This is a genomic window from Limnohabitans sp. JirII-31, from assembly GCF_002778315.1.
Taxonomy (GTDB): Bacteria; Pseudomonadota; Gammaproteobacteria; order Burkholderiales; family Burkholderiaceae_C; genus Limnohabitans.
In genome coordinates this window covers 232,434-239,838 of record NZ_NESA01000005.1, presented here as the reverse complement: position 1 = coordinate 239,838, position 7,405 = coordinate 232,434, and the positions used below count along the sequence as shown (strand labels likewise).

General features: G+C 54.7%; 9 protein-coding genes. All 9 read right to left on the bottom strand.

Annotated elements, in window-relative coordinates:
• Positions 1-124, bottom strand: a 124-nt coding sequence (locus tag B9Z41_RS08835; RefSeq protein WP_233202605.1) for a GTP-binding protein, incomplete at its 3' end; no start/stop codon positions are given.
• Between the two features lie 133 nt (positions 125-257).
• Entirely contained in the window at positions 258-2,360 is a 2,103-nt protein-coding gene (gene fusA, locus B9Z41_RS08830) for an elongation factor G (RefSeq protein WP_100146685.1), read from the bottom strand.
• A gap of 15 nt (positions 2,361-2,375) precedes the next feature.
• Entirely contained in the window at positions 2,376-2,846 is a 471-nt protein-coding gene (gene rpsG / locus B9Z41_RS08825) for a 30S ribosomal protein S7 (protein WP_100146684.1), read from the bottom strand.
• A 210-nt stretch (positions 2,847-3,056) separates the two neighbouring features.
• Positions 3,057-3,434: a 30S ribosomal protein S12 gene (rpsL, locus tag B9Z41_RS08820; protein WP_100146683.1), complete on the bottom strand. Its 378-nt coding sequence runs from the start codon at positions 3,432-3,434 to the stop codon at positions 3,057-3,059.
• 127 nt (positions 3,435-3,561) lie between these two features.
• Positions 3,562-4,686 carry a D-alanyl-D-alanine carboxypeptidase family protein gene (locus B9Z41_RS08815; RefSeq protein WP_100146682.1) on the bottom strand — a complete coding sequence of 375 codons (1,125 nt, stop codon included), beginning with the start codon at positions 4,684-4,686 and terminating at the stop codon, positions 3,562-3,564.
• 90 nt (positions 4,687-4,776) lie between these two features.
• Complete coding sequence (locus tag B9Z41_RS08810) at positions 4,777-5,400, bottom strand: alpha/beta hydrolase (protein ID WP_100146681.1); 624 nt, start codon at positions 5,398-5,400, stop codon at positions 4,777-4,779.
• A gap of 12 nt (positions 5,401-5,412) precedes the next feature.
• On the bottom strand, positions 5,413-5,748 hold the full coding sequence (locus tag B9Z41_RS08805; RefSeq protein WP_100146680.1) for a ferredoxin: 336 nt from the start codon (positions 5,746-5,748) through the stop codon (positions 5,413-5,415).
• A gap of 26 nt (positions 5,749-5,774) precedes the next feature.
• Complete coding sequence (locus B9Z41_RS08800) at positions 5,775-6,872, bottom strand: VanZ family protein (RefSeq protein WP_100146679.1); 1,098 nt, start codon at positions 6,870-6,872, stop codon at positions 5,775-5,777.
• A gap of 19 nt (positions 6,873-6,891) precedes the next feature.
• Entirely contained in the window at positions 6,892-7,320 is a 429-nt protein-coding gene (locus tag B9Z41_RS08795) for a CopD family protein (protein ID WP_100146678.1), read from the bottom strand.
• Positions 7,321-7,405: the final 85 nt, after the last annotated feature.

Genomic DNA, 7,405 nt, shown 5'->3' with positions numbered 1-7,405 from the left:
CGCCAAACTTGGTCGACAAAATGGTCGTGATCGCCGCCGTCAGCGTCGTCTTGCCGTGGTCCACGTGGCCAATCGTGCCCACGTTGACGTGCGGCTTGGTACGTTCAAATTTTCCTTTTGCCATTTCAATTCTCCAAAGAGCAGGCCCGTGTACAAGTTTTATGTTTGCACGATGCTGCTGATTCGCCCCGCACGGGGAACAGGGCGGCGCATCGTCGCAGACAGAGGGCAACCGCAGTTACCCTCAAGGGATTTTTTTACTTGGCGCGTGCGGCCACAATGGCTTCGGCCACGTTACGCGGAGCTTCCGAGTAATGCTTGAATTCCATGGTGTAAGTCGCGCGACCTTGTGACATCGAGCGCAATGTGGTCGAGTAACCGAACATTTCGGACAATGGCACTTCAGCTTTGATCGCCTTACCGCCACCGACCATGTCGTCCATACCTTGCACCATGCCGCGACGTGAGGACAAATCGCCCATCACGCTGCCAGCGTAGTCTTCAGGTGTCTCCACTTCCACAGCCATCATCGGCTCTAGAATCACAGGACTTGCTTTGCGGCAACCTTCTTTGAAACCAAAGATGGCTGCCATCTTGAAGGCCATTTCGTTTGAGTCCACATCGTGGTACGAACCGAAGTGCAGTGTGACTTTCACGTCAACCACAGGGTAGCCCGCGAGCACGCCTTGACCCAAAGCCTCAATCACGCCTTTTTCCACTGCAGGGATGTATTCACGAGGAACCACACCGCCCTTGATCGCGTCAACGAACTCAAAGCCTTTGCCAGCCTCTTGCGGCTCAACCTTGAGCACCACATGACCGTACTGACCCTTACCGCCAGACTGACGAACGAACTTGCCTTCAGCATCTTCGACCGTCTTGCGAATGGTTTCGCGATAAGCCACCTGGGGCTTGCCCACGTTAGCTTCCACGCCGAACTCACGCTTCATGCGGTCAACAATGATTTCCAAGTGCAATTCGCCCTGGCCACCGATGATGGTCTGACCAGACTCTTCATCGGTTTGCACACGGAAGGATGGATCCTCAGCAGCCAAACGCGACAAAGCCATGCCCATTTTTTCTTGGTCAGCCTTGGTCTTAGGCTCCACAGCTTGACGAATCACGGAGTCAGGGAACACCATGCGTTCCAAGGTGATCACCGCCGCAGGATCGCACAAGGTCTCGCCCGTGGTGACATCTTTCAAGCCCACGCAAGCAGCAATATCACCCGCACGGATTTCGTCCACTTCTTCACGGTTGTTGGCGTGCATTTGCACGATACGACCGATGCGCTCTTTCTTGCCGCGCACCGAGTTGTACACCGTGTCGCCCTTTTTCAGAACGCCAGAATAAACACGCACAAATGTCAACTGCCCCACAAACGGGTCGGTCATCAACTTGAACGCCAAGGCAGAGAATTTTTCGTCGTCGTCGGCCTTACGGATGACTTCCTTCTCGTCTTCGTCATAGCCTTTAATGGCTTTCACATCCAAAGGAGAAGGCATCAGCTCAAGCACAGCATCCAGCATGCGCTGAACACCTTTGTTCTTGAAAGCCGTACCGCACAACATGGGCTGAATTTCGCTGTTGATGGTACGCACACGCAAACCATGCGTGATCTCTTCTTCCGTCAAGTCACCCTCTTCGAGGTACTTGTTCATCAACTCTTCAGACGCTTCGGCCGCAGCTTCCACCATCTTTTCGCGCCACTCTTTGGCCAATTCGACCAAATTGGCTGGAATTTCTTCAAAAGTGAACTTCATGCCTTGAGACGCTTCGTCCCAAATGATGGCTTTCATTTTGCGAAGGTCAACCACGCCGGTGAAGTTTTCTTCAGCGCCAATTGGAATCACGATAGGCACAGGGTTGGCCTTCAAGCGCAACTTCATTTGGTCGACGACCTTGAAGAAGTTGGCACCCGTGCGATCCATCTTGTTCACAAAGGCCAAGCGCGGCACTTTGTACTTGTTGGCTTGACGCCACACAGTTTCAGACTGGGGCTGCACGCCGCCCACCGCACAGTAAACCATGCAAGCACCGTCGAGCACGCGCATAGAGCGCTCCACCTCAATGGTGAAGTCCACGTGACCGGGGGTGTCAATGATGTTGATGCGATGGTCTGGGAAAGAGCCATCCATACCCTTCCAGAAACAGGTGGTCGCAGCAGAAGTGATCGTGATGCCACGCTCTTGCTCTTGCTCCATCCAGTCCATGGTGGCAGCGCCGTCATGCACTTCACCAATCTTGTGGTTCACACCGGTGTAAAAAAGAATACGCTCTGTCGTGGTGGTCTTACCAGCGTCAATGTGCGCTGAAATACCAATGTTGCGATAGCGCTCAATGGGGGTATTGCGAGCCATGTTTTACCTTTGAATTTAGAAGCGGAAGTGGCTGAATGCCTTGTTGGCTTCGGCCATGCGGTGCACTTCGTCACGCTTCTTCATGGCACCACCACGGCCTTCGGAGGCTTCCAGCAGTTCGTTGGCCAGGCGCAGCGCCATGGACTTTTCGCCACGCTTGCGCGCAGCTTCTTTGAGCCAACGCATAGACAAGGCCAAGCGGCGCACAGGACGCACTTCGACAGGCACCTGATAGTTGGCACCACCGACACGGCGAGACTTGACCTCAACCATTGGCTTGACGTTGTTGATGGCGACAGAGAACAGTTCGAGCGGATCTTTGCCCGACTTCTGTTCGATTTGCTCCAACGCACCATAAATGATGCGCTCAGCAACCGCCTTTTTGCCGCCTTCCATGATCACGTTCATGAATTTGGACAGCTCGACATTGCCGTACTTAGGATCCGGCAGGATTTCACGTTTAGGGACTTCGCGACGACGTGGCATTTGATCACCTCTATTGCTTCAGTTGGCATCCTTTCGGACACCGCGAAAGTCATCATGACTTCCACTTACTCGACCCACACCCAACACGGGCGCTTGGGGCCACTTCGTTTTGTGCCGTCTGCCTGACGACCAAAACACCATTTTTGCGACTTAAGCCTCGCAGGGCCTGCAGCTTTTATGCCTTAACACAAGAGCCGTCTTTGAAAGCAATTAAGCCTTCTTAGGACGCTTAGCGCCGTACTTGGAGCGAGACTGCTTGCGATCTTTCACGCCTTGCAAGTCAAGCGAACCACGCACGATGTGATAACGCACACCAGGCAAGTCCTTGACACGACCACCGCGCACCAGAACCACCGAGTGTTCTTGCAGGTTGTGGCCTTCACCGCCGATGTAGGAAATGACTTCAAACCCGTTGGTCAGACGCACCTTGGCGACTTTACGCAGAGCAGAGTTAGGCTTTTTAGGCGTCGTTGTGTACACGCGAGTGCACACACCGCGACGCTGCGGCGAATTTTGCATCGCAGGGCTTTTTGACTTGGTCTGTTCGACCTCGCGCCCCTGACGCACCAGTTGATTGATGGTTGGCATTGAAAAACGTCCCTAAACGTTTGATTAAAAAAGAAAACGTGAATCCCTTCGGAAATTCCGAAAAGCCTTCTAGTGTATCAGCATCGCCCCAACAGGTAAAGCCAGCTACAGTATGACGAAGAAAGAATTACTTAACCCACAGCCGCACAGCATCCCAAGCGCGGCCAAGCACGCCTGCCTGTTCAACTGTCTCTAGAACCGTCAAGGGCACGTCCACCAACGGCTGTTGATCCAACGTCACCTTCAGTGCGCCCAGCACCTGTCCGCGCACCATAGGGGCAACCAAGGGCTCAGGGCGTGCCGCTTGTGTTTGAATCCGACTCGCTGCGCCAGCGGGCACCGCCACCACAATAGCTTGGGAACGACCTAGCTTGACCACATTGCTGCGCCCCTTCCACACACTGGGGGAAACTACGGCTTGGTTGGCCTCAAACAATTTGACGGCATCAAACGCTGTATATCCCCAGTTGAGTAGTTTTTGCGACTCCGTAGCCCTCGCATTTTCGCTTGAGGCGCCCAACACAATGGACAACAAACGACGCGGTCCGACGCCAGGGGCCTCACGCTTGGCCGTCGCGATCAGACAAAAGCCTGCCGCTTCGGTATGCCCAGTTTTCAACCCGTCCACACTGGGATCTCGAAACAACAACAAATTACGGTTGCTCTCGTTGGCAGTCGGTGTGCCTGGGTAGCGGTACTTTTTGATGGCGTAATAGCCTACATAATCAGGAAAGTCCTGCACCAAACGACTGGCCAAAATACTCAAATCACGCGCGGTGGTGATATGGCCAGCCTCGGTCAATCCTTCGGGATTTTTATACCCAGTGGACTTCATGCCCAGCACCTTCGCCTGAGCATTCATCATCTGCACAAAATGCTCAGCAGTTCCGCCGACCCCCTCTGCCAAGGCCATCGTCGCGTCATTGCCCGACTGAACAATCATGCCCTTGACCAAGTCCTCCACAGGAACTTTCATTTTGGGATCGATGAACATCCGCGAGCCCGGCATCTTCCATGCGCGCTCGCTCACGGGCATGGTTTGTTGCAACGTGATCTTTTTAGATTTGAGTGCGTCAAAGACCAAGTAAGCGCTCATTAGCTTCGTCAAAGAGGCCGGCTCCACAGGCTTGTCGGCATCTAGCTCAGCCAGGACTTGGTTAGCAGTCACATCAACCAGCAAGTAAGCACGGGCAGCAATTTCAGGCGGCTGAGGCATTTGAGCATGCGCATGCAGCAGACACATTGCCGCCATCCAAAAACCAAGGGAGACAGTACGCAAGGTTCGGATCATGGCCATCTTCAATTCAAAAGGAAAACGAGTCAAAGCCCTGCCGTCGGCATCTCAGGCATTCAGGTGGCGAACCACCAAGCTCTTCAAAAGAGGCAATTGTCCATGAAAGAAGTGCCCGCCCCCCGGGACCACCGTGACCGGCAAGCTTTGTGGACGCGCCCAATCCATCACCGCCGACAGAGGGACTGTGTCATCTTGCTCGCCATGCACGACCAGGGTTCGCTCATGCGCCTCCAACGGCACATTGGCCACCGTAAAACGCGATGCAGCAGTTCCCACAAACACCACTTTTTCAACTGTGCGCTGCCCCCACAAGGCGGCCAACGCATGGCTTGCAACAAAAGAACCGAACGAAAAACCCGCCAAGGCCAAAGGCCCCTCAGGCGCTACCTGTTCGACCACACGCAAAAAATCTTGCGCTTCGCCTTGGCCAGCATCGTGCGCCCCCGCTGACGCGCCGACCCCCCGAAAATTAAAACGCACGACAGACCAACCGCACTGAACAAAAGCGCGTGCCAAGGTCTGCACCACTTTGTTGTCCATGGTCCCGCCAAACAAAGGATGAGGGTGCGCTACGACGGCCACACCACGGGAGGGGCCCGTCGGTTCGTCGCGTAACGCTTCAATTTCGCCGACCTCGCCTTGCAAAATCAGCCGTTGAGTTTGTGAGTTCATGGCGCAGCCTTTTCAGCGACCTACGTCCGCAGGAACCAGCAAACGCTCAACAGGCTTGCCATTTTTGAGATGGCTTTCAACAATTTCGCTGATGTCTGCCTTGTCGACAAAGCTGTACCAAACAGCCTCCGGATACACCACAGCCACAGGCCCACCTGCACAGCGGTCCAGGCACCCCGCCTTGTTCACGCGCACCCCGCCCGGCCCAGACAAGCCAGCGGCCTTGACCTGTGCTTTGCAATGCTCGAAGGCTTCCTGTGCGCCGTGCTCAGCGCAGCTTGCTTGGCCGTTGTCGCGCTGGTTCAAACAAAAGAAGATGTGGTGCTTGTAGTAAGAGGCTTGTGTCATGCCTTGAATTCTAGGTTTACCCAGTCTCACCGGTCACTCAACCGTTCTCGACTCAAACGCGACAGCGTAAACACCAACGCCACATAAGGCCACAACCAACCCAGCCACTGCACCAGCCCATGGAAGCGAATGAACTGCCCTTGTTCCCAAGCCTGCAGAGTTTGCGCAAAGTAAGCGCTCTCTGGCGATTGGTTGAGCACGCTTTGCTGCACCAACAGCGCCAACATCAAAAACGCCAAGCACATACGACCCGAGGCAAAAACAAACACCAAAGCCAGCACAAAGCCCAAACCCAAACCCAGCATCACAGGCAAGTCCAACCATGTCCACGCGTGGCTTGGGCCATAACTCAACGCGGCCGACAAGGCGCTCATGCCCAAAGCCATAGCCAAAACAAGCAGCAAATACGCCACGCGTTGCCACCGTTGGCGAATCACGGCAAAACCCAACAAACCAGGAATCAACAAACCCAACACCACACAGAGCAACTCTGCACCGGGCAACAAAGGCTCCAATTCAAAACCGCGCAGAGGGATCCAATCTTGAAATGGTGACGCATCGAAAGCGCTCGTCAGTGCATCTTCCACGCGCTCCCACACCTGCCCTAAACCCAAAGGCACCGCCACGGGAAACAACAAGGCAACTGGCCACAACGCCATCAGCACCAACGCCAAGTGCGCATCACGCACAAACCAGCGCGACTTGAACTGACTCCAGCGGTGCAACAGCCCCAACTGCTCCAAGGCACTTGCCACACAGGCACCGAGCCACGCACCTAGCGTGTTGAGTAAAAAATCTGCCTGCGACGGCACGCGCGCTGGCAAATAACTTTGCAGCCCTTCCATTGAAAAAGAAAGCAACGCGGCTGCAGCCGTGCTCCAAGTCACGGCACGCCAGCGCCAACCCATACGCATGGCACTGAGCGTTAGAAAAAATCCGAGGGGGGCGTATCCCAAGACATTGGACGCCACATCAAACCCGGTCCAATATTTGGGCCACGGCGCAGTCAGAAATGACCAGGGCTCAATGCCTTGGTCGCGCCAATGATCAAAAGGATACAGGCTGGCGTAAATGATCAACGCCACGCAAATTTGCGACAAAGGCCACGCAGAGGTTTTTTGCATGGGCCACCCAATTCAAACCTCAGAAAGGCTTGACCACCACCAAGATCACAGCGACCAGCAACAAGACCACGGGAACTTCGTTGAACCAACGAAACCATACATGACCGCGCTGGTTGGTGTGTGCTTCAAATTTACGCAACAAGACGCCACAAGCGTGGTGGTACCCCAAGGCCAACAACACCACCGTGAGCTTGGCATGCATCCAACCGTTGCCAGGCCCCCAACCAATGCCATAACCCAACCACAGCCAAAGCCCCAGCGCCACGGCGGGAATCATCAACAGCGTGGTAAAGCGCATCAGCTTGCGCGCCATCAACAACAGGCGCTGCTCCTCCGCCACCGACTCAGGCGAGACCTGGGCCAAGTTGACGAAGATACGTGGCAAATAAAACAAGCCGGCAAACCAGCTAGCCACAAAGACGATATGAAAAGATTTAACCCACAACATGCAGTCAGTTTAGCCGGGTCTAAAAAAAGCCCGACACAAGGTCGGGCATAAATGCCTGCGTGCTGATCGCGCAACAGGCCCCGCT